At 66.8% G+C, this 20545-nt stretch carries 19 protein-coding genes; 10 read left to right on the top strand and 9 right to left on the bottom strand.

Features of this window, described 5'->3' with window-relative positions; all coding sequences use genetic code 11:
• Position 1: 1 nt before the first annotated feature.
• On the bottom strand, positions 2-253 hold the full coding sequence (gene moaD, locus DWG20_RS05315) for a molybdopterin converting factor subunit 1 (protein ID WP_115432833.1): 252 nt from the start codon (positions 251-253) through the stop codon (positions 2-4).
• A 261-nt stretch (positions 254-514) separates the two neighbouring features.
• Between moaD and DWG20_RS05310 the strand changes: the two genes are divergently transcribed.
• The gene (locus tag DWG20_RS05310; protein ID WP_115432832.1) at positions 515-1651 is read left to right on the top strand and encodes an HPP family protein; all 1137 of its coding nucleotides are present in this window, start codon (positions 515-517) and stop codon (positions 1649-1651) included.
• A gap of 108 nt (positions 1652-1759) precedes the next feature.
• Here the strand turns inward: DWG20_RS05310 and fba are convergent, their stop codons facing one another.
• From fba to tkt, 5 genes are all read right to left on the bottom strand, one after another.
• Positions 1760-2824: a class II fructose-bisphosphate aldolase gene (fba, locus tag DWG20_RS05305; RefSeq protein ID WP_115432831.1), complete on the bottom strand. Its 1065-nt coding sequence runs from the start codon at positions 2822-2824 to the stop codon at positions 1760-1762.
• A gap of 62 nt (positions 2825-2886) precedes the next feature.
• A complete protein-coding gene (locus tag DWG20_RS05300) occupies positions 2887-3516 on the bottom strand; it encodes a LysE family translocator (protein ID WP_115432830.1) in 630 nt (209 codons plus the stop codon).
• Between the two features lie 69 nt (positions 3517-3585).
• Positions 3586-4764 carry a phosphoglycerate kinase gene (locus DWG20_RS05295; protein ID WP_115432829.1) on the bottom strand — a complete coding sequence of 393 codons (1179 nt, stop codon included), beginning with the start codon at positions 4762-4764 and terminating at the stop codon, positions 3586-3588.
• Positions 4765-4837: 73 nt separating this feature from the next.
• Entirely contained in the window at positions 4838-5851 is a 1014-nt protein-coding gene (gene gap, locus DWG20_RS05290; RefSeq protein ID WP_115432828.1) for a type I glyceraldehyde-3-phosphate dehydrogenase, read from the bottom strand.
• Between the two features lie 60 nt (positions 5852-5911).
• The gene (gene tkt / locus DWG20_RS05285) at positions 5912-7900 is read right to left on the bottom strand and encodes a transketolase (RefSeq protein WP_115432827.1); all 1989 of its coding nucleotides are present in this window, start codon (positions 7898-7900) and stop codon (positions 5912-5914) included.
• A 200-nt stretch (positions 7901-8100) separates the two neighbouring features.
• Here tkt and DWG20_RS05280 point away from each other — a divergent pair, with 200 nt between their 5' ends.
• A complete protein-coding gene (locus DWG20_RS05280) occupies positions 8101-8874 on the top strand; it encodes a BPSS1780 family membrane protein (protein ID WP_115432826.1) in 774 nt (257 codons plus the stop codon).
• Between the two features lie 77 nt (positions 8875-8951).
• On the opposite strand, the gene DWG20_RS05275 is transcribed toward DWG20_RS05280, so the two are convergent.
• Positions 8952-9422, bottom strand: a complete 471-nt coding sequence (locus DWG20_RS05275; protein WP_115432825.1) for a GNAT family N-acetyltransferase — start codon at positions 9420-9422, stop codon at positions 8952-8954.
• Between the two features lie 55 nt (positions 9423-9477).
• Here DWG20_RS05275 and parC point away from each other — a divergent pair, with 55 nt between their 5' ends.
• The 6 genes from parC to DWG20_RS05245 all read left to right on the top strand — a co-directional run bounded on the left by parC (position 9478) and on the right by DWG20_RS05245 (position 16127).
• Positions 9478-11847 carry a DNA topoisomerase IV subunit A gene (gene parC / locus DWG20_RS05270; protein WP_115432824.1) on the top strand — a complete coding sequence of 790 codons (2370 nt, stop codon included), beginning with the start codon at positions 9478-9480 and terminating at the stop codon, positions 11845-11847.
• Positions 11844-13382, top strand: a complete 1539-nt coding sequence (locus tag DWG20_RS05265; RefSeq protein WP_115432823.1) for a two-component system sensor histidine kinase NtrB — start codon at positions 11844-11846, stop codon at positions 13380-13382. The genes parC and DWG20_RS05265 overlap by 4 nt, the downstream gene beginning before the upstream one ends.
• Positions 13375-14706 carry a sigma-54-dependent transcriptional regulator gene (locus tag DWG20_RS05260; protein WP_115432822.1) on the top strand — a complete coding sequence of 444 codons (1332 nt, stop codon included), beginning with the start codon at positions 13375-13377 and terminating at the stop codon, positions 14704-14706. The genes DWG20_RS05265 and DWG20_RS05260 overlap by 8 nt, the downstream gene beginning before the upstream one ends.
• Before the next feature lie 48 nt (positions 14707-14754).
• Entirely contained in the window at positions 14755-15363 is a 609-nt protein-coding gene (locus DWG20_RS05255) for a nucleotidyltransferase domain-containing protein (protein ID WP_115432821.1), read from the top strand.
• A 258-nt stretch (positions 15364-15621) separates the two neighbouring features.
• Positions 15622-15765, top strand: a complete 144-nt coding sequence (locus DWG20_RS16245) for a hypothetical protein (RefSeq protein ID WP_220272018.1) — start codon at positions 15622-15624, stop codon at positions 15763-15765.
• 26 nt (positions 15766-15791) lie between these two features.
• Positions 15792-16127 (top strand): YnfA family protein, encoded by a 336-nt coding sequence (locus DWG20_RS05245; protein WP_115432820.1) that lies wholly within the window; start codon positions 15792-15794, stop codon positions 16125-16127.
• A gap of 490 nt (positions 16128-16617) precedes the next feature.
• On the opposite strand, the gene DWG20_RS15905 is transcribed toward DWG20_RS05245, so the two are convergent.
• Both DWG20_RS15905 and pdxH read right to left on the bottom strand, forming a co-directional pair.
• Positions 16618-17301, bottom strand: a complete 684-nt coding sequence (locus tag DWG20_RS15905) for a hypothetical protein (protein WP_147289918.1) — start codon at positions 17299-17301, stop codon at positions 16618-16620.
• Between the two features lie 49 nt (positions 17302-17350).
• Positions 17351-17992, bottom strand: a complete 642-nt coding sequence (gene pdxH, locus DWG20_RS05235; protein WP_115432818.1) for a pyridoxamine 5'-phosphate oxidase — start codon at positions 17990-17992, stop codon at positions 17351-17353.
• A gap of 137 nt (positions 17993-18129) precedes the next feature.
• Here pdxH and hemA point away from each other — a divergent pair, with 137 nt between their 5' ends.
• Both hemA and prfA read left to right on the top strand, forming a co-directional pair.
• Positions 18130-19380: a glutamyl-tRNA reductase gene (hemA, locus tag DWG20_RS05230; RefSeq protein ID WP_115432817.1), complete on the top strand. Its 1251-nt coding sequence runs from the start codon at positions 18130-18132 to the stop codon at positions 19378-19380.
• A gap of 39 nt (positions 19381-19419) precedes the next feature.
• Positions 19420-20496 carry a peptide chain release factor 1 gene (gene prfA, locus DWG20_RS05225; protein WP_115432816.1) on the top strand — a complete coding sequence of 359 codons (1077 nt, stop codon included), beginning with the start codon at positions 19420-19422 and terminating at the stop codon, positions 20494-20496.
• The last annotated feature ends 49 nt before the right edge of the window (positions 20497-20545 follow it).

Below are 20545 nucleotides of genomic sequence, written 5' to 3'. Positions count from 1 at the left end.
GTCAGCCTCCGGTCACGGGCGGGAAGATCGCGACTTCGTCGCCGGTCTTGAGTTCGGTCGACGGTGGCGCGAGTTCCTGGTTCACCGCGACGCGGAACACGCGGCCCGGCGCGAGTTCTACAGACCACGCGCCGCCGCGCGCGGCGAGCTCGTCGATCAGGCCGGCGACGGTCTGGCCGGTGAAGGTTACGGTTTCTTCGGCCTGGCCGAAGCTTTCCTTCAGGCGGGCGAAATACAGGATTTTCAGGGTCATGATTCGTTTCCGTTCGCGGGCGGCTCGTCCTCGTTGCCTTTCGGCCCTTACAGCATCACCCACAGGTGGAAGGCGATGCCGACCAAGGGGACGGCGCCGAGGATGACGACATCGAGGGGAGACAAGAGGTCGCTCATGCCTGCAGTTTACGCGAGGGGCGGCGGCCGGCCAATGCGCGGACCCGGGGAAAACCCGTGGTCGGCCGGGGCCGGCGCGGGCGGCGCGCTACAATGTCTCCCCCTTGTCTGGAGTCGCAACACGATGCAAGCCGTGGCCCGTCTGTTCGCCTGGCGCCGCTGGTGGCCCGAGCCGCTGGCGCTGAGTCCCGCTCAAAAGTTCAAGGCCGGCGTCGCGGCGCTGCTCGCGATCCTGCTGACCGGCGCCGTCACGCAGCTGTCGGTCGGCCACGCGCCGCTCCTGGTCGCGTCGATGGGCGCCGCGTCGGTGATCCTGTTCGTGCTGCCGGCAAGCCCCTTGGCGCAGCCGTGGTCCTTCGTCGGCGGCCATCTGGTGTCGGCGGCGATCGGCGTCGCTTGTGCCCGGCTGGTCCCGGACGTGACGCTGGCGGCCGCGCTGGCGGTCGGTCTGTCCATCGTTGCGATGGCCACGCTGCGCTGCCTGCACCCGCCGGGCGGCGCGATCGCGCTGAACGCGGTGATCGGCGGACCGGCGATCAAGGCGATGGGTTTCTCCTTCGTGCTGGCGCCGGTGTTGCTGAACGCGCTCTTGATGCTGCTCGTCGCGCTGATCCTCAACAACTTCTGGCTGCGTCACCCCTACCCTCGCCCGCTGCCGACGCCGGCCAAGCCGCGCGACGCCGCCGCGCCGCGCGCGCGCAGCATGGTCACCGAGGCCGACATCGCCGCCGCGCTGCGCGATCATCGCGAGCTGCTCGACGTGACGATGGACGACCTCGAGCACGTGGTGAACCTCGCCGAGCTGAACGCGCACCGGCGGCGGCTCGGCGACATCCGCTGCGCCGACGTGATGGCGCGCGACGTGCGCTGGGTGACGCCCGACACGCTGCTCGCCGACGCGTGGAAGCTGTTGAAAACGACGGGGCAGCGCGTGCTGCCGGTGCTCGACGCAGATCGTCGCGTGGTCGGTATGCTCGCCTTGTCCGACTTTATCCAGCGCCTCGACGCCCGCGATCCGGCGAGCCTGCGCACGCGGCTCGCGCGCCGGTTGAAACGCGGCGGCGGTCAGACGGTGGCGTCGCTGATGGCGAGCACGGTCGACGCGGTGCGCGACATCGCGCACGTCACCGAGCTGATCCCGGTGCTGACCGGCGCCGGCCGCCACCATGTGCCGGTGGTCGACGCCGCAGGGCGGCTCGCCGGCATCGTCAGCCAGAGCGAGCTGATCGGCGCGCTTTATGAAGGCGCACTTGCCGTTTGAGATCAACGCCGCGCAAACAAAAACCCCTGCCAAAAGGCAGGGGTTTTTGTTTCAAGCTTGGCCGAGCCTCTTAAAGCTACGGCTCGGCCAACTTTGTAGTGGGGAGGCTTACTTCACCACCGCGGCGAGTTCGCCTTTCGCGTAACGCCCAGCCATCGTGTCGAGGCTGACCGGGCGGATCTTGCTCGCCTGGCCGGCGGCGCCGAACGCTTCGTAGCGCGCGATCACGATGTCGCGCATCGCGTCGGTGCTGACCTTCAGGAACTTGCGCGGGTCGAATTCGGACGGGTTCTGCGCGAGGAAGCGACGGATCGCGCCGGTCGACGCCAGGCGCAGGTCGGTGTCGATGTTGACCTTGCGCACGCCGTACTTGATGCCTTCGACGATCTCTTCTACCGGCACGCCGTAGGTCTCCGGGATCGCGCCGCCGAATTCGTTGATGATCGCCAGCCATTCCTGCGGCACGCTCGAGGAGCCGTGCATCACCAGGTGGGTGTTAGGCAGGCGGGCGTGGATTTCCTTGATGCGCTCGATCGCGAGGATGTCGCCGGTCGGCGGACGGCTGAACTTGTACGCGCCGTGGCTGGTGCCAATGGCGATCGCCAGCGCGTCGACGCCGGTGTCCTTCACGAACTGCGCGGCTTCTTCCGGGTCGGTCAGCAGCTGGCTGTGGTCGAGCACGCCCTCGGCGCCGACGCCGTCTTCCTCGCCGGCCATGCCGGTCTCGAGCGAACCCAGGCAGCCGATCTCGCCTTCGACCGACACGCCGCAGGCGTGCGCGAAGTTGACGACGGTGCGGGTTACGCGCGCGTTGTACTCGTAGTCGGTCGGCGTCTTGCCGTCCTCACCGAGTGAGCCGTCCATCATCACCGAGCTGAAGCCCAGCTGGATCGAGCGCTGGCAGATGTCCGGGCTGGTGCCGTGGTCCTGGTGCATCACCACCGGGATGTGCGGGAATTCTTCGACCGCGGCGAGGATCAGGTGGCGCAGGAACGGCGCGCCGGCGTATTTGCGCGCGCCGGCCGACGCCTGCACGATCACCGGGGCGTCGACCTTGTCGGCCGCTTCCATGATCGCGCGCATCTGCTCGAGGTTGTTGACGTTGAAGGCCGGCAGACCGTAGCCGAACTCGGCCGCGTGGTCCAAGAGCTGACGCATCGAAACGAGTGCCATGTGTGTCTCTCCAGAGACGCCGCCATCGGGCAGCGTGATGTAAATAAGGTTGGCCGAGCTTGTTAACCGTGGCGGCTGACGCCCGACAGCGCGACGCCGGCGCCGACGAAGGCACCGCCGGCGAAGCGGTTGACCCAGCGCTGGCGTGCAGGGCTTTCCAGCCACGAGCCGAGACGCGCGCCGCCGCTCGCGTAGACGAACTGCCAGCCGCTCTCGATCACGTAGAAGGTCGCGGCCAGCGTCATCAACTGCGGCAGCTGCGCCGCGCGCGCGTCCATGAACTGCGGGAACAGCGCGGTGAAGAAGATGAACGCCTTCGGGTTGCTCATCGCGACCAGAAAGCCGGTGCGGAACTTCGCCCACGCGGTTGTGCCGATGGCCGCCTCGGCGGGCGCGGTCAGCGTCTCGGGCCTGGCGCGCCAGGTCTTGACGCCGAGCCAGACCAGGTAGGCGGCACCGGCGTACTTGACCGCGGCGAACAGCGTCTCCGACGTCGCCAACAGCGCGCCGAGGCCCGCGACCGAGCCGGCCATCACGATGCCGAGCGCGCTCAACAGGCCGAGCATGGTCGGCGTCGTCGAGCGCACGCCGTAGCGGATGCCGTGCGTCATCGCCAACAGCATGTTCGGGCCGGGCGCCGCGGACACGAAGAACACCGTCACGACGAACAACAGCCAGGTATCGAGCGGCATCGCGCTCTCCTTGTGGGATCGTTCAGGGCTCGGCCAACCCTGGGTAAGGCTTGGCCGAGCCTCGCGGCTTTAGCGGGCGCGTTCGCTCAGGATCGCGACCGCCGGCAGCTCCTTGCCTTCGAGGAATTCGAGGAAGGCGCCGCCGCCGGTGGAAATATACGAGATTCTGTCGGTGACGCCGAACTTGGCGATCGCCGCCAGCGTGTCGCCGCCGCCGGCGATCGAGAACGCATCGGACTCGGCGATCGCGTGCGCCAGCGTCTCGGTGCCGCCGGCGAACTGGTCGAATTCGAATACGCCGACCGGGCCGTTCCACACGACGGTGCCGGCCTGCGCGACGATCTCGGCCAAGGCCTCGGCCGATTTCGGGCCGATGTCGAGGATCATGTCATCCTTGGTGACGTCGTCGACGTCCTTCAGCGTGTCGTCGGCGTTTTCCGAGAACTCGGCCGCCACCACCACGTCGGTCGGCAAGGGCACGTCGCCGCCGTGCGCGCGGATCTTGGCGATCACCTTCTTGGCCTCGGCCACCAGCTCGTGCTCGGCCAAGGATTTGCCGATGCCGTGGCCCTCGGCCAACAGGAAGGTGTTGGCGATGCCGCCGCCGACGATCAGCTGGTCGACCTTGTCGGCCAGCGATTCGAGGATGGTCAGCTTGGTCGATACCTTCGAGCCGGCGACGATGGCGACCAGCGGGCGCGCCGGCGCCTCGAGCGCCTTCGACAGCGCTTCGAGTTCGGCCGACAGCAGGATGCCGGCGCAGGCGATCGGCGCGAATTGCGCGACCGCGTGCGTCGACGCCTCGGCGCGGTGCGCGGTGCCGAACGCGTCGTTGACGAACACGTCGCACAGGCTCGCGTAAGCGCGGCCGAGCTCTTCGTTGTTCTTCTTCTCGCCGCGGTTCAGACGGACGTTTTCGAGCATCACCACGTCGCCCGGCGCGACGGCAAGTTCACGTTCCTGCCAGCTGGCGTTGACCGGCACGGTCTGGCCGAGCCATTCGGACAGGCGAGCGGCGACCGGCGCGAGGCTGTCTTCGGGCTTGGGCTCGCCCTCGGTAGGACGGCCGAGGTGGCTCATCAGGATCACGCCGGCGCCGGCGCGCAAAGCGTGTTCGATCGACGGCAGGCTGGCGCGGATACGGGTGTCGTCGCCGAGCACGCCGTGCTTCACCGGCACGTTCATGTCGACGCGGATCAGCACGCGTTTTCCGGCGAGGTCTTGTTCGGTCAGTTTGAGGAATTGCATGGCGCTATCCGTTGCAACGCCGCACCGGCGGTCTTTAAAGACTACCAGCGCGGCGCGGGTGACGATTCTTCGATTATTTGACGGCGAACATCGCGCGGGCGGTGCGCAGCATCTGCTGGCAGAAGCCCCACTCGTTGTCGTACCAGGCGAGCACCTTGACCATGTTGCCGTTGGATACCTTGGTCAGCGTCGCGTCGAACACCGAGCCTTCGGTGCTGTGGTTGAAGTCGGAAGAAACCAGCGGCAGCGTGTTGTAGCCGAGCGTGCCCTTCATCTTGCCTTCGGCGGCGGCCTTCACGATCGCGTTCACTTCCTCGACCGAGGTGTCGCGGCCGGCTTCGAAGGTCAGGTCGACCAGCGACACGTTGATGGTCGGTACGCGCACCGAGAAGCCGTCGAGCTTGCCCTGCAGCTCCGGCAGCACGAGGCCGACGGCCTTGGCGGCGCCGGTCTTGGTCGGGATCAGGTTGTCGGTGGCCGAACGCGCGCGGCGCAGGTCCTTGTGGCGCACGTCGGTCAGCACCTGGTCGTTGGTGAACGCGTGGATGGTCGTCATCAGGCCCTTGACGATGCCGAGGCCGTCGTTGAGCGCCTTGGCGACCGGCGCCAGACAGTTGGTGGTGCACGAGGCGTTGGACACCACGGTCATGTCGGAGGTCAGCACGTCGTGGTTGACGCCGTAGACGATGGTGGCGTCGACGTCATCGCCGCCCGGCGCCGAGATCAGCACTTTCTTCGCGCCGGCGGTCAGGTGCGCCTGGCACTTCTCTTTCGACGTGAACGCGCCGGTGCACTCGAGCACCAGGTCGACGTCAAGCTCGCGCCACGGCAGTTCGGCCGGGTTGCGGGTGGAGAAGAAAGGGATCGCGTCGCCGTCTACGATCAGGTTCTTGTCGTCGTGGCTCACCTCGGCGGCGAAGCGGCCGTGCACGGTGTCGAACTTGGTCAGGTGCGCGTTGGTCGCGAGGTCGCCGGAAGCGTTCACCGCGACGACTTCGAAGTCGCCGCGCAGATTGTATTCGTAGATGGAACGCAGGGCCTGGCGGCCGATGCGGCCGTAGCCGTTGATCGCGATACGGATGGTCATCTTGTTTCTCTCTCTCGAACGAAAAACGGCCGCCCGGGTGAGGCCGGGCGGCGGGTAGTGTTATTGCAGGACGGACCGGGTCTTGGCGACGACGTTGTCGACGGTGAAGCCGAAGTGCTCGAACAGCACCGGGGCCGGCGCCGATTCGCCGAAGGTGTCGATGCCGACCACTTCGCCGTCCAGGCCGACGTACTTGCGCCAGAAGTCGGACACGCCGGCTTCGATCGCGACGCGCGGCAGGCCCTTCGGCAGCACGGCGGCCTGGTAGGCCTTGTCCTGGCGGTCGAACACGTTGGTCGACGGCATCGACACGACGCGCACCGCGATACCCTCTTCGGCCAACTTCGCCTGCGCCTTCAGCGCGAGGTCGACTTCGGAGCCGGTCGCGATCAGCACCGCGCGCGCGCCTTCGGCGTCGGAGAGCACGTAGCCGCCCTTTTCGATGTCGGCGATCTGCTGCGTTTCACGTGAAACGAAGGCCAGGTTCTGACGGCTGAGGATCAGGCTGGTCGGCCTGTCCTTCTGCTCGATCGCGTGCGCCCAGGCGACGGCCGTCTCGGTGGTGTCGCACGGACGCCAGACGTCCATGTTCGGAATGTAGCGCAGCGTCGCGGTCTGCTCGACCGGCTGGTGGGTCGGGCCGTCTTCGCCGAGGCCGATCGAATCGTGCGTGAACACGAAGATCGGGTTGATCTTCATCAGCGCCGCCATGCGCAGCGCGTTGCGCGCGTATTCGCTGAACATCAGGAAGGTGCCGCCGTACGGACGCAGGCCGCCGTGCAGTGTGACGCCGTTGATGATCGCGGCCATGCCGAATTCGCGTACGCCGTAGCTGATGTAGTTGCCGTGGCCTTCGTTGTCGATCCACTTGCTGCCCGACCAGTTGGTCAGGTTCGAGCCGGTCAGGTCGGCCGAGCCGCCGAGGAATTCCGGCAGCAGCGGCGAGAACGCCTCGAGCGCGATCTGGCTCGCCTTGCGGGTCGCGACGGTCTGCGCAGCGGCGTCGATCTTGGCGATCGCTTCGGCGCGCGCTTCGGCCCAGTTCGCCGGCAGTGCGCCCTGGGTGCGGCGCTCGAACTCGGCGGCGAGTTCCGGATGCGCGGCGCGGTATTGTTCGAACAGCTTGTTCCAGCCGGTCTCGACCGCGGCGCCCTTGTCGCGCGCGCCCCAGGCGGCGTAGATGTCGGCCGGGACTTCGAACGGCGCGTGCGGCCAGTTCAGGTGCTCGCGCGCGGCGGCGATCTCGGCGGCGCCGAGCGCCGCGCCGTGCACGTCGTGACCGCCTTGCTTGTTCGGCGCGCCGAAGCCGATGACGGTCTTGCAGCAGATCAGCGTCGGGCGATCGGTCGATTTCTTCGCGGTTTCGATCGCGGTCTCGATCTCGACCGGGTCGTGGCCGTCGACGTTCTTGATCACCTGCCAGCCGTACGCCTCGAAGCGCGCCGGCGTGTCGTCGGTGAACCAGGCGTCGACGTCGCCGTCGATCGAGATGCCGTTGTCGTCCCAGAACGCGATCAGCTTGCCGAGGCCCCAGGTGCCGGCCAGCGAACAGACTTCGTGCGAGATGCCTTCCATCAGGCAGCCGTCGCCGAGGAAGGCCCAGGTGTAGTGGTCGACGATGTTCAGGCCGCCGCGGTTGAACTCGGCGGCGAGCATCTTCTCGGCCAGCGCCATGCCGACCGCGTTGCTGATGCCCTGGCCGAGCGGGCCGGTGGTGGTTTCGATGCCCGGTGCGTAGCCGTACTCCGGGTGGCCCGGCGTCCTGCTGTGCATCTGGCGGAAGGCTTTCAGGTCGTCGATCGACAGATCGTAACCGGAGAGGTGCAAGAGGCTATACAGCAGCATCGAGCCGTGACCGTTCGACAACACGAAACGGTCGCGGTTGGGCCAGTTCGGGTTGGCCGGGTTGTGCTTGAGATGATCGCGCCAGAGGACTTCGGCGATGTCGGCCATGCCCATCGGGGCGCCGGGGTGACCGGATTTGGCCTTTTCCACCGCATCCATGGACAGGAAGCGGATCGCGTTGGCGAGCTCGGTACGGGAGACCATGCAAAGAGACCTTACGACTGGGTGGTGAACCGGGAGCGCCCGCCGGGGGGCATAAGCGCCGCTAAATCATGCAATTATCGCCGATTTTGACGCGACGCGGCAACCGAGCGGCGCCGTGCCGGTGCTTGACGGCGGGCCTGTCGCGGGCCGACCCTGTAGACTGGCGATGCTATTTTCATTTTTGGTCTTAAGAGGACACCATGAGCGACTTTTTCACCGACCCTGCCCCGCCGCGTCCGACGCCCGTCCTGCGACCGCTGGAACCGCGCCGCGTCGCCGCCGGCCGCGGCTGGCGCTGGATTGTCGACGCGTTCTACATCGTGCGCACCCAGCCCTTGACCTGGGTGCTGATGTCACTCGCCTACCTGGTGCTCGCCATCGTCGCCGGGCTGGTGCCGGTCGTCGGCGACGCCGTGGTCTCGCTGTTGTCGCCGGTGTTTGTCGCCGGCTTTATCTTGGCGGCGATCAAGGCCGAACAGGGCGGCGAGCTCGAGGTCGGCGACTTGTTCGCCGGCTTCAGGTCGCGCGTCGGCCCGCTCGTCGTGCTCGGCGCCGCGTATCTGTTGTTGATCCTGGTGGCGCTGCTGGGCGCGGTGCTGCTCGCGGCCCTGTTCGGCGCCGGGACCGGCCTCTTGACCGGCGACGGGCTGGCCGACGGCGCCGACCCGGCCGCGTCCCTCGGCCTGGTGCTGGTGGTCGCGCTGCCCATCCTGGTCGCCGTGGTGCTGGCGAGCATGGCGTACTGGTTCGCGCCGGCGCTGATCATCACCCGCGACATCGGCGTGCTCGACGCGATGAAGCTCAGCTTCAAGGCGTCGCTCGCCAACTGGCCGGCGATGCTGGTCGCGTCGCTCGCGCTCGCGATGCTGCTGTTCCTCGCGGTCCTGCCGCTGTTCCTCGGCCTGCTGTTGTGGATGCCGGTGGTGTGGGTGTGCTACTACACCTCGTGGAAGGACGTGTTCGGCGATGCCTGACGCGGGCCCGTCCCCGCGATGAAAAAGCTCGGCCAACCCTTCAAAGGTTGGCCGAGCTTTTTGACGGGAGCGCCGGCTTACGCGCCGTGAGCCTCGCGTCGCATGTCGACGTGCGGGATGCCGCCGTCGTCGTATTCCTCCGACACCGCGGCGAAGCCGAACGCCTGGTACAGCCCCTGCGCGCCGACCTGCGCCGACAGCATGATCGGTGTCGCAGAAAACAGCCGCTCGCAGCGGGTGACCGCCTCGGCCATCAATTGTTTGCCGAGCCCGGTACCGCGTTGCTCGGGCGCGACGACGACACGGCCGATAGCGACCGCGTCCGGATATTTGACGCCCGGGTCGATCAGCCGCGCGTAGGCGATCAGCCTGCCCGAGCCGTCGCGGCCGGCCAGGTGCCAGGCCGACAGGTCGACGCCGTCGATGTCGCCGTAGATCGACTGCTGCTCGACGACGAACACGCGGTCTCTGAGCTGCAGCATTCCGTACAGCGTGACGGGGGTGAAACCGTCGAAACGGTGGCACTGCCACTGCAAAAAGCTCGCCATAGTACAATCCCTGCGATTATTGTCGCGTCCACCTTAACACGGCGCCGTCCCTGCCATGAATAGCCCAGACCTGTTTACCGACACCCCCGACGAGGCGTCCGGCGCCACCCCGCCGCCGCCGCCCCCTGCCGCGCCCGAGGCCGAAGCCGCCGGCGGCGACGGCTGGGTCGCGCTCGACACCTACGCCGAACGCGCCTACCTCGAATACGCGATGAGCGTGGTCAAGGGCCGCGCGCTGCCCGAGGTCGCCGACGGCCAGAAGCCGGTGCAGCGGCGCATCCTATACGCGATGCGCGAGATGGGGCTCGCCGCCGGCGCCAAGCCGGTCAAGTCGGCGCGCGTCGTCGGCGAGATCCTCGGCAAGTATCACCCGCACGGCGACAGCTCGGCGTACGAGGCGCTGGTGCGCATGGCGCAGGACTTCACGCTGCGCTACCCGTTGATCGACGGCCAGGGCAACTTCGGCTCGCGCGACGGCGACGGCGCGGCGGCGATGCGTTACACCGAGGCGCGGTTAACTCCCATTGCCGACCTGTTGCTGTCCGAGCTGCACATGGGCACGGTCGACTTCGTGCCGAACTACGACGGCGCTTTCGACGAGCCGAGACTGCTGCCGGCGCGGCTGCCTATGGTGCTGCTCAACGGCGCGTCGGGCATCGCCGTCGGCCTGGCGACCGAGATCCCGCCGCACAACCTGAAGGAAGTCGCCGCCGCCTGCGTCGCGCTGATGCGCGAGCCGGAACTGTCTGCCGCCGACCTCCTCGCCTATATGCCCGGCCCCGACTTCCCCGGCGGCGGCCAGATCATCACGCCGGCGGCCGACATCCGCGCCGCGTACGAATCGGGCCGCGGCTCGGTGCGCGTGCGCGCCAAGTGGGAAGTCGAGACACTCGCGCGCGGTCAGTGGCGCGTGATCGTCACCGAGCTGCCGCCTTCCAGCAGCGCGCAGAAGGTGCTGGCCGAGATCGAGGAGGCGACCAATCCGAAGATCAAGCCGGGCAAGAAGGCGCTGTCGCAAGAGCAGCAAAATCTGAAGGCGCTGATGCTGTCGCAGCTCGACCGCGTGCGCGACGAATCGGACAGCGCCCAGCCGGTGCGGCTGGTGTTCGAACCGAAGTCGAGCCGCATCGACGCCGACGACTTCATGAACCTCTTGCTCGCGCAGACCAGCCTCGAAGGCAACGTGTCGCTGAACCTGGTGATGATCGGTCTCGACGGTCGCCCGGGGCAGAAAGACCTGAAGTCCATCCTCAAGGATTGGGTCGACTTCCGCGTCGACACCGTCACCCGCCGCATCACTCACCGCCTTTCCGAGGTGAACAAGCGTATCCACATCCTCGAAGGGCGGATGATCGCCTTCATCCACATCGAGGAAGTGATCCGCGTGATCCGCGAGGCCGACGAACCGAAGCCCGAACTGATGAAGGCGTTCGGCCTGACCGATATCCAGGCCGAAGACATCCTCGAGATCCGGCTGCGCCAGCTCGCGCGCCTCGAGGGCTTCAAGCTCGAGAAGGAACTCGGTGGCCTGCGCGAAGAGCGCGACGGCCTCAGGCACCTGTTGGACAACGAGGCCGACAAGCGCACGCTGATCATCGACGAGATCGAGGCCGACGCCGCGAAATACGGCGACGCGCGCCGCACCGAGATCAAGGCCGCCGAACGCGCGACGCTGACGCAGACCGTCGCCGACGAGCCGGTCACCATCATCCTGTCGCAGAAGGGCTGGATCCGCGCGAGGAGCGGCCATAACTACGACCTCTCCACGCTCCCTTTCAAGGACGGCGACGGTCTTGCCACGGCGGTGGAGACGCGCACCGTGTGGCCGGTGATCGTGCTCGACACCAACGGCCGCGCGTACACGCTCGACGCCGCCGACGTGCCGACCGGCCGCGGCGACGGCGTGCCGGTGAGCAGCCTGGTCGAACTGCAGGACGGCGCCAAGGTCGCGCAGCTGCTCGCCGCGCCGGCCGAATCGCGCTTCGTGCTGTCCCATTCCGGCGGCTACGGCTTCATCGGCAAGGTCGCCGACATGGTCGGCCGCAACAAGGCCGGCAAGACGTATATCGCGCTCGAGGCCGGCGAGGCGCTGCTGCTGCCGCTGCCGTTGCCGCTGCCGGCCTCGGCCGACACCCTGCGTCTCGTCGTCGCGTCGTCGTCGGGCCGCCTGCTCGCGTTCGCGCTGTCGGAACTGAAAGAACTGGGCAAGGGCCGCGGCCTGATGCTGATGCAGCTCGAGCCTGGCGAAACGCTGATCGCGGCGGGTCTTGCGGCAACCGACAAGATCACCGCCACCTTCACCGGCGCGCGCGGCCGCGTCGCCGACGAGGCGGTGCCGCTCGCCGACTTCGACGGCAAGCGCGGCCGGCGCGGCAAGCCGCACGGCCGCAAGGGAACGCTGAACGCGCTGTCCGGCGCTAGATGATCCGCCTGCCGCTGCCCGCCACGCTGACGCCTGAGCGCGCGCTCGGCTTCTTCAACGCCTTCCGCGCGGTAATGCTGTCGGTCATCGTGCTGGTGACGCTGACGCGCGACTACCTCGGCCAAGCTCTGGCCGACGGCGCGGCGTTCTACGGCTGGGCGCTGGCCTACGGCGTGCTGATCGCGCTGTGGTCGGTGCTCAAGCGCGCGGCGCTCGCCGACATCGTGCAGCTGACGCTAGGCGTCGGCGCCGACGTGGTGATGATCGTGCTCTTGATGCGGCTCAACGGCGGCGTCGGCAGCGGCTACGGCATGCTGCTCTTGCCCTTCCTCGCGGTCGCCAGTCTCTTGGCGTCCGGCCGTTACGCGCTGCTTTACGCGCTGATGGCGAGCGTGCTGCTGGTCGGCGCAGAACTCGCCGACACGGCGCGCCCCGGCGCCGGCGGCGTGCTGCAGACCGCCTTTCTCGTGCTCGCCTGCTTCGTCACGTCGGCGGTCACCTGGCGTCTGGCGGGGCTCGCGCGCCGATCCGAACAACTGGTGCGCTCGCGCACCGCGCAGCTCAAGCGGCTCGACCGCTTCAACGCGCTCGCCTTGCAGCACCTGCGCGAGGCGGTGCTGGTGGTCGACGATACCGGCACCGTGCGCCAGTTCAACCGCGAGGCGAGGAGGCTGTTTCCGAACGTCGCGCGCGGCAAGATGCTGATCGAGCTGGCGCCCTTCGTCGCGCGCTGGCGCGAGCGCGGCGACGCGCCGTCGGCGGTGCAGGCGACGGTGCACGGCCGGCACCTGACCGGCCGGCTCGAACCGCTGGCACAGACGCGTTCGCGCGCGATGGCGCTGTTCCTACGCGACTCGGCCGACCTCGCCGACGAGGCGCGCCGCGAGAAGCTCGCCGCGCTGGGGCGGCTCACCGCCAACCTCGCGCACGAGATCCGCAACCCGCTGTCGGCGATCTCGCACGCGGCCGACCTGATCGCCGAATCGGCCGACAACGACGCACAGCGCCGGCTGACGCGCATCGTGCGCGACAATACGCGCCGCATCGACCGGCTGGTCGAGGAGGTGCTCGCGCTGAACCGGCGCGACCGCGTGCGCAGTGAGACGCTGCCGCTGTCGGCGGTGCTCGCCGAATTCATCGAGCAGTTCGCGCTGTCGCAGCCGGACGCCGCCGGCAAGGTGCTGACGCACTTCGACGCGGCCGGCGTCGCGGTGGCGTTCGACCGCGGCCACCTGCAGCAGATATTGTGGAACCTCGCCGCCAACGCGTGGCGTCACGGCAGCCGCACCGCCGGCTCGGTGCGCATCGACGTCGGCCAGAGCGCCGGCCGCGTCACGCTTACCGTGCACGACGACGGCGCCGGCGTGCCGGCCGCGATCCAGCCCCACCTTTTCGAACCCTTCCATACCTCAGAAAGCACCGGCACCGGCCTCGGGCTCTACATCGCCCGCGAGCTCGCCGAAGCCAACGGCGGCGCGCTCGACTACCGGCCGCCCGGCGGCTGCTTTCGCCTGACCTGCAAGGTAGCCCATGCGTAAACGCCTGCCCCGCGTCCTGGTGATCGACGACGAGCCCGACCTCAGGGAGCTCGTCGAACTGACGCTGATCAAGATGGGGCTCGAGGTCACCACCGCCGGCTGCGTCGCCGACGCGAAGCAAAGCTTGGCCGAGCACGACTTCGACCTCGCGCTGACCGACATGCGGCTGTCCGACGGCGAGGGGCTGGAAGTCGTGCGCCACATCGTCGACGCCGGGCTCGACGTGCCGGTCGCGGTGATCACCGCCTACGGCAGCGCCGAGAACGCGGTCGCCGCGATGAAGGCCGGCGCGTTCGACTACCTCGCCAAGCCGGTCGGCCTGGCCAATCTCAGGAGCCTGGTGCGCTCGGCGCTGAGCCTCGGCGACCCGGTCGCCGCCGCCGCCTCCTCGGATGGTCTTATAGGCGAGGCGCCGGCGATGCAGGAGGTGAAGGCGCTGATCGCCAAGATCGCGAAGAGCCAGGCCGCCATCACCATCGAAGGCGAATCGGGCACCGGCAAGGAGCGCGCCGCGCGGCTGATCCACTCAGAGAGCGCGCGCGCGGCCGGCCCCTTCGTGCCGGTCAACTGCGGCGCGATCCCCGACACACTGGTAGAGGCCGAATTCTTCGGCTACAAGAAGGGCGCGTTCACCGGCGCCGACGCCGACCGCGACGGCTTCTTCCAGGCCGCCGACGGCGGCACGCTGTTCCTCGACGAGGTCGGCGACCTGCCGCTCGCGATGCAGGTCAAGCTATTGCGCGCGATCCAGGAAAAGAAGGTGCGTCGCCTCGGCAACCACGGCGAGGAGCCGGTCGACGTGCGCATCGTGTGCGCCAGCCACAAGAAGCTGAACGAACTCGTCGACGCCGGCGCTTTCCGGCAGGACCTCTACTACCGGCTCAACGTGATTTCGCTGAAGATGCCGCCGCTGCGCGAACTGCGCGAAGACGTGCCGCGGCTGATCGGCCACCTGCTGGAGCGCTTCGCCGCCGGCGGCGAGCGTCCGCGGCTGTCGCCGGCGGCGGTGCAGGCACTGTTGGCCTACCACTACCCCGGCAACGTGCGCGAACTGGAAAACATCGTCGAGCGCGCGGTCGCGCTGTCGGGCGGCGCGCTGATCGAGCCTATAGACCTGCAGCTTGCGACGAGCTCGGCCGACCCCGACGTCGCGCCGGCGCTCGCCAGCGGCGAGGCGTTGCAGGACTATCTGGATAGGGTGGAACGCGAGGCGATCGTCAGGGCGCTCGAGGCGACGCGCTTCAACCGCACGCAGGCGGCCAAGAACCTCGGCGTGAGCTTCCGCTCCTTGCGCTACCGGCTCGAGCGGCTCGGCATCAAGTAGGCGCCGCCGGCCTTGATCGTTCCCATATTGAGAATTATCATTCCCGGTATGGGAACGAAAGACCGCGTCACGATCGCCGAAGCGCTGTTCACCTCTGCGCAACAGAAGGTGCTCGGCCTCCTGTTCGGCCATGCCGACCAAAGCTTCTATACCAACGAAATCGTGCGCCTGGCGGGCATCGGGATCGGTTCGGTGCACCGTGAACTCAAGCGGCTCGCACAGGCGGGATTGCTGACGGTGAGCCGGGTCGGCAACCAGACCCGCTATCAGGCCAATGCTGCATCGCCCGTTTTCGAGGAATTGCGCGGGCTGGTGGTGAAGACCTTCGGCGTGGCCGATATCGTCAGGCAGGCCTTGTTACCACTTTCGGACAAGATCGGGGTCGCCTTCATCTATGGCTCGGTCGCCAAGGGCAACGAGGGCGCCCATAGCGATATCGACGTGCTGCTGATCGGCGAAGATCTGGCGTATTCGGATGTCTTCACGCGACTGGGCGAGGCGGAGAGCCTCCTCGGTCGGCCGGTGAATCCATCCGTCTATTCCTGGCCGGAATGGCGGCGCAAGCTCGAAGAGGGCAACACCTTCGTACAGCGGGTAGCGCAGCAGGCCAAGATTTTCCTGATCGGATCGGAACATGAGCTCGAACAATCTCGCTAATCTGCTCGGGCCGGGCAAGCTCAAGGAAGAGCCGCCTAGCGCCAAGGAATTTGCCGGCCTCGTGCACTCGGCCAACGTGCGCCTGCGCGATGCGCAAAACGCCACGCTGTCCGTGGTTAGCCGCTTCGACCTCGCCTACAACGCGTCGCATGCCTTGTCGCTGGCGGCGCTGCGCTGGCATGGTTACCGTCGGACAACCGCTTCCTGGTCTTCCAGTGCCTGCCTCACACCCTCGGCGCGGGGCCGGAAGTCTGGCGTGTGCTCGACAAGTGCCACAAGCAGCGCAACCTGGCCGAATACGAAGGCTTTCTCGAGATCGACGACGGCTTGCTCGACGCGCTGATCGTGGCCGCCGAATGGTTGCAGCGGCGCGTGGCCGAATTGCCGCCGATCCGGAACTGAGCCGACGCTTTGTCTTAACCTTCCCCATGCTCAAGACCTTCTTCCTCTTCGTCGTCACCGCGCTGGCCGAGATCGTCGGCTGCTTCCTGCCCTACGCCTGGCTGCGTCAGGGCGCTTCGGCGTGGCTGCTGTTGCCGGCGGCGGCGAGCCTCGCGGCCTTCGCGTGGCTGCTGACCTTGCACCCGGCGGCGAGCGGGCGGGTTTATGCGGCGTATGGCGGGGTGTATGTGGCGGTGGCGCTGGTTTGGTTGCGGTTAGTCGACGGCGTGAGGTTGTCGGCCTACGACTGGGTCGGCGCCGGCGTCGCCTTGTGCGGGATGGCGATCATTGTGGCCGGGTGGGGGCATACGGCGTCGGGGTGACGTTGTGGGGTCGTCTTAAGGTTGGCCGAGGTGGATGCGGCGTGTCGTCTTTGTGATGACGCGCCGTTTTGCTTTTTTTGCTCGGCCGATGTTGGCCGAGCTTTGCCGTTCGTAGGGTGGGTGGGGCGTAGCGCAACCCACCGTGTTGCTGGCTCGGCCAACCTTTGTGGTTTGTGGCGATTGCCGGTTCCGCCCGGCGGGCGGCTTACTTTCTTTGCTTCGCCAAAGAAAGTAAGCAAAGAAAGGCGAGCCCCCGCCGCTTGAATCCGCCCGGCCAACGCCCCGCGAGGCGCCGCCGAACTCGCGATTCGCTACCGTCGAATCGCTCAGACAGGCGGCGGCTTAAAACCTCGCGAGCCGTCGTCCGGTCGGCGCGGCGGAAGGGCGATGGGGGCCGTTGTGTGCGTCGATTAGTAGGTTGGGTGGAGCAATACATAACCCATTGGGTTGCAGGCGTATGCCTTTATGCGAGGTCACGATGAATAATTGACTAGGAGTTCCCCACTGGTCCCCAATGCTGCCGGTTCCTCCACACCTCAGGTCGCCTGTGCTCCTTATTAGTATGAAAGAATTCATAATCTTTGAGGTATTCTTCGCGATCGTCAGACATGAAGCCATGCTTATCGAGGAAAGCTCGAATTTCCGCTGGTTGAGGTACTCGTGCTATCCCGCCGTGGCGCAGGCTTTTCCACTCGTCCAACACAGCACCACCGGCGCCCTCTGGAATCATGCTTCCACCAAGAATGGCATTAGCATAATCAAACTCTATGAATATATCCCAGTCGGCGAGAATCTTCGGAAACTCAGAATCCCTGATGCCAATTTTTCGAAGAACCTCAAGTACGGAATTCTTTATATCCTCTTGTTCATCATCGCCATAGCCCCCTAGGCGGCCACTCCGTTTGACTAGGGAAAGCGTTAGCCCGCCAATGTTTTTGGCTAATAGCTGAAGTTCAAAAAGAGTGCTTTCGGCTCTTTCAATGATTTCTCTTGTCTTGCCCTCAATTCCAGAACTCGATGCTTTGAACTCAGAAATGCGATCTAGATTAGCAGTGATTAATAGGGCGACGAAGCTGAAAAGAGCGGCAGTCATTACCTCGACATGTTCCAGGAAACCTACAACTAAACCCCCAATTAGGACGAGAAGGCCGGTAATGGTCAGAAGCCATTTCATAGTTGAGTTGAAACCCTAATTAATTAGAATCGCTGTTGATAGCTCTTCCTCACGGCGCCAAAATCACCGTCCCCCACTCGCCGCCCTCGTCCTTCCTGAACACCACCCGGTCGTGCAGCCGGCTCGGGCGGCCCTGCCAGAATTCGACGCGATCCGGCGTCACCGCGAGGCCGCCCCAGTGCGGCGGGCGCGGGACTTTCAGCGGGTGTTTCACGCCGAACAGCGCCGCGCGTTTGACGATTTCGGTTTTGCCGCTGATTTCGCGGCTCTGTTCGGACGCCCACGCGCCGATGCGGCTGCCGTAGGGGCGGCTGTCGAAGTAGGCGTCGGACGCTTCCTCGGCCAACCTTTCGACCCTGCCTTCGATCCGCACCTGTCTTTCCAACTCCGGCCAGAAGAAGGTGATCGCGACGTACGGGTGGGCGGCGATCGCTTCGCCTTTGCGGCTCTGATAGTTGGTGAAGAACACGAGGCGGCCGTCCTCGACGCCCTTGAGCAGCACGATGCGCGCGCTCGGGCGGCCGTCGGCGTCGATGGTGGCGAGGTTCATCGCGGTCGGCTCGTTCACCTGGGCGGTGATCGCTTCCTTGAGCCAGACTTGAAATTGCGCGACCGGGTCGGCGAGGCAGTCCTCGGGCGACAGTTCGTGCTTGGCGTAGTCCTGGCGGATGGCGGCGAGATCGATGGTCATGGCTTGCTCCTGTTGATGCCGTCATCTTAGCGCCGGCATGACGAGCGGGCGAGTCGGGGGCCGTCGGGAGGCCGACGCCCCCGGCGGCGGCCGATTGCGCTAAAATTGACCAATTTGCCCAAGCTGTTAGCGCTTTCATGCATCTGGTCGCCTTTGGTCTGAACCATCACACCGCTCCGCTCGCGATTCGGGAGAAGCTCGCCTTTCCGGCCGAGGTTCTGCCCGAGGCGTTGGCGAGCCTGACGGCTGACGTGGCGAACGAGGCGGCGATCGTGTCGACCTGTAACCGCACCGAGGTCTATTGCGCGAGCCCCGATCCGCAGGCGGCGCTCTTGTGGCTAGCGAACTACCACCGCATGCCGATGGGCGAGCTCGCGCCGTATCTGTATCAGCTCGACGCGCGCGACGCGGCGCGCCACGCGTTCCGCGTCGCCGCCGGCCTCGATTCGATGGTGCTCGGCGAGACGCAGATCCTCGGCCAGATCAAGGACGCGGTGCGCGTCGCCGAACAGCACGGCACGATGGGCACGCTGCTCAACGCGCTGTTCCAGAAGACCTTCGCCGTCGCCAAGGAGGTCCGCAGCAAGACCGCGGTCGGCTCGGCGTCGGTGTCGATGGCGGCGGCGGCGGTGAAGCTGGCCGAGCAGATCTTCCCGTCGGTGTCGGAACTGAAGGTGCTGTTCATCGGCGCCGGCGAGATGATCGAACTCGTCGCGACGCACTTCGCCGCGCGGAACCCTAAACAGCTGACCGTCGCCAACCGCACGCTCGAGCGCGGCCAGAGGTTGGCCGAGCGCTTCGGCGGCAACGCGATCCTGCTGTCCGAGCTGCACGACGCGCTGCCTCAGTTCGACGTCGTCGTCACGTCGACCGCCAGCCAGCTGCCGATCGTCGGCAAGGGCATGGTCGAGCGCGCGATCAAGCAGCGCCGCCACCGGCCGGTCTTCATGCTCGACCTCGCGGTGCCGCGCGACGTCGAGGCCGAGGTCGGCGAGCTGAACGACGTGTTCCTGTATACCGTCGACGACATCGCCGGCATCGTCGAGGTCGGCCGCGAGGCGCGCCAGGACGCGGCGCGCGAGGCCGAGACCATCATCGAGGGCCGCGTCGTAGAGTTCCTCGAATGGCTGAAGCGCCGCGACGCGGTGCCGACGATCCGCGCGCTCAGGGACGAGGCCGAGCGCACGCGCCGCCACGCGCTGGAGGCGGCGATGAAGCAGCTTGCGCGCGGCGACGACGCCGGCAAGGTGCTCGAGGCGCTGTCGCAGTCGCTGACCAACAAGCTGATGCACGCGCCGACGCAGGCGCTCGCGCGCGCGGCCGGCCCCGAACACGACGCGCTGGTGAGCACCATCGCGCGTCTTTACCGTCTGCACCCCGATGCTTAGGAGCGCCTGCGTTCCCGAGCCGATTGTGAATAAGCCCCGATGAAACCGTCGATTGCCGCAAAACTGGCGCAGCTGTCCGAGCGCCTAGAAGAAGTCACCCAGCTCTTGGTCCAGGAAGGCGTGACCGCCGACATGGACCAGTACCGCAGGCTCACGCGCGAACACGCCGAACTGACGCCGGTGGTCGAGGCGTACGCCGCGTTCCGCCAGGCCGAAGAAGACATCGCCACCGCCGAGGAACTGTTGTCCGACCTGGACATGAAGGAGTTCGCCGAGGCCGAGATCGACGAGGGCAAGGCAAAGATCGAACAGCTCGAAGTCGAGCTGCAGAAGCTGCTCTTGCCGCGCGACCCTAACGACGAGAAGAACATCTTCCTCGAAGTGCGCGCCGGCACCGGCGGCGACGAGGCGGCGCTGTTCGCCGGCGACCTGCTGCGCATGTACACGCGCTTCGCCGAGCGCAACCGCTGGCAGGTCGAGATCGTGTCGGCGTCCGAGTCGGACCTCGGCGGCTACAAGGAGGTGATCGCGCGCATCGTCGGCTATGGCGCGTACTCGCAGCTGAAGTTCGAGTCGGGCGGCCACCGCGTGCAGCGCGTGCCGGCGACCGAAACGCAGGGCCGCATCCACACCTCGGCGTGCACCGTCGCGGTGATGGCCGAGGCCGACGAGCTCGAAGCGATCGAGATCAACCCGGCCGACCTGCGCATCGATACCTACCGCGCGTCCGGCGCCGGCGGTCAGCATATCAACAAGACCGACTCGGCGGTGCGCGTCACCCACCTGCCTACCGGCATCGTCGTCGAGTGTCAGGACGACCGCTCTCAGCACAAGAACAAGGCGCGCGCGCTGCAGGTGCTCGCGTCGCGCATCAACGACATGCAGCGGCGCGAGGCGCAGGCCAAAGAGGCGGCCGAGCGCAAGAGCCTGATCGGTTCGGGCGACCGCTCCGAGCGCATCCGCACCTATAATTTTCCGCAGGGCCGGATCACCGACCATCGCATCAATCTCACCTTGTACAAGCTCGACTACGTGATGGACGGCGACCTGTCCGAGCTGACCGGCGCGCTGACCGCCGAACACCAGGCGGAACTGCTGGCGGCGCTGGCCGAATAAGTCCCGTTCCGTAAGAAAAAAAGCTCGGCCAACCTTAACGGCGTTGGCC

Source organism: Crenobacter cavernae (genome assembly GCF_003355495.1).
Lineage (GTDB): Bacteria > Pseudomonadota > Gammaproteobacteria > Burkholderiales > Chromobacteriaceae > Crenobacter > Crenobacter cavernae.
This window is presented reverse-complemented; position numbering and strand designations above follow the sequence as displayed.

Coding starts and splice junctions, on each gene's coding strand:
- moaD (WP_115432833.1), bottom strand. CDS start 253: ATGACCCTGAAAATCCTGTATTTCGCCCGCCTGAAGGAAAGCTTCGGC.
- DWG20_RS05310 (WP_115432832.1), top strand. CDS start 515: ATGCAAGCCGTGGCCCGTCTGTTCGCCTGGCGCCGCTGGTGGCCCGAG.
- fba (WP_115432831.1), bottom strand. CDS start 2,824: ATGGCACTCGTTTCGATGCGTCAGCTCTTGGACCACGCGGCCGAGTTC.
- DWG20_RS05300 (WP_115432830.1), bottom strand. CDS start 3,516: ATGCCGCTCGATACCTGGCTGTTGTTCGTCGTGACGGTGTTCTTCGTG.
- DWG20_RS05295 (WP_115432829.1), bottom strand. CDS start 4,764: ATGCAATTCCTCAAACTGACCGAACAAGACCTCGCCGGAAAACGCGTG.
- gap (WP_115432828.1), bottom strand. CDS start 5,851: ATGACCATCCGTATCGCGATCAACGGCTACGGCCGCATCGGCCGCCAG.
- tkt (WP_115432827.1), bottom strand. CDS start 7,900: ATGGTCTCCCGTACCGAGCTCGCCAACGCGATCCGCTTCCTGTCCATG.
- DWG20_RS05280 (WP_115432826.1), top strand. CDS start 8,101: ATGAGCGACTTTTTCACCGACCCTGCCCCGCCGCGTCCGACGCCCGTC.
- DWG20_RS05275 (WP_115432825.1), bottom strand. CDS start 9,422: ATGGCGAGCTTTTTGCAGTGGCAGTGCCACCGTTTCGACGGTTTCACC.
- parC (WP_115432824.1), top strand. CDS start 9,478: ATGAATAGCCCAGACCTGTTTACCGACACCCCCGACGAGGCGTCCGGC.
- DWG20_RS05265 (WP_115432823.1), top strand. CDS start 11,844: ATGATCCGCCTGCCGCTGCCCGCCACGCTGACGCCTGAGCGCGCGCTC.
- DWG20_RS05260 (WP_115432822.1), top strand. CDS start 13,375: ATGCGTAAACGCCTGCCCCGCGTCCTGGTGATCGACGACGAGCCCGAC.
- DWG20_RS05255 (WP_115432821.1), top strand. CDS start 14,755: ATGGGAACGAAAGACCGCGTCACGATCGCCGAAGCGCTGTTCACCTCT.
- DWG20_RS05245 (WP_115432820.1), top strand. CDS start 15,792: ATGCTCAAGACCTTCTTCCTCTTCGTCGTCACCGCGCTGGCCGAGATC.
- DWG20_RS15905 (WP_147289918.1), bottom strand. CDS start 17,301: ATGAAATGGCTTCTGACCATTACCGGCCTTCTCGTCCTAATTGGGGGT.
- pdxH (WP_115432818.1), bottom strand. CDS start 17,992: ATGACCATCGATCTCGCCGCCATCCGCCAGGACTACGCCAAGCACGAA.
- hemA (WP_115432817.1), top strand. CDS start 18,130: ATGCATCTGGTCGCCTTTGGTCTGAACCATCACACCGCTCCGCTCGCG.
- prfA (WP_115432816.1), top strand. CDS start 19,420: ATGAAACCGTCGATTGCCGCAAAACTGGCGCAGCTGTCCGAGCGCCTA.